The organism is Vibrio brasiliensis LMG 20546 (genome assembly GCF_000189255.1).
Lineage (GTDB): Bacteria > Pseudomonadota > Gammaproteobacteria > Enterobacterales > Vibrionaceae > Vibrio > Vibrio brasiliensis.
In genome coordinates, this window is sequence record NZ_AEVS01000099.1 from 1 (window position 1) to 321 (window position 321).

Genomic DNA, 321 nt, shown 5'->3' on the forward strand with positions numbered 1-321 from the left:
GCGTTGCTCAACGTCACATCGAATGACACTAATTCACCTTCTTCAACCGCACCGCCTGTGATTTCTGTGATAACTGGACGGTCATCATCACCACCGTTTTCACCGCTATCAGTAATAAAGGCAGCGGCTTTCGCTTTGCCATTACTGTCGGTGGTAACGTTGTTTACATCGCGAACCACAAGCTGGAAGCGCTCACTACCCTCATGTACTGGGTCTACGCTGTCGTCCGTAGTCTCTACTTCAACATAGATATCTTGCACGTACGCTGGCACTTCAATGTTATTACCATCGAAGTCTAGGTAAACCTTACCGTCTTGGTTT

At 47.7% G+C, this 321-nt stretch carries 1 protein-coding gene; it reads right to left on the reverse strand.

The features are described 5' to 3' along the window. Window positions 1-321: hypothetical protein (locus RH46_RS22275; RefSeq protein ID WP_006881063.1), on the reverse strand; the 321-nt coding region annotated here is incomplete at both ends.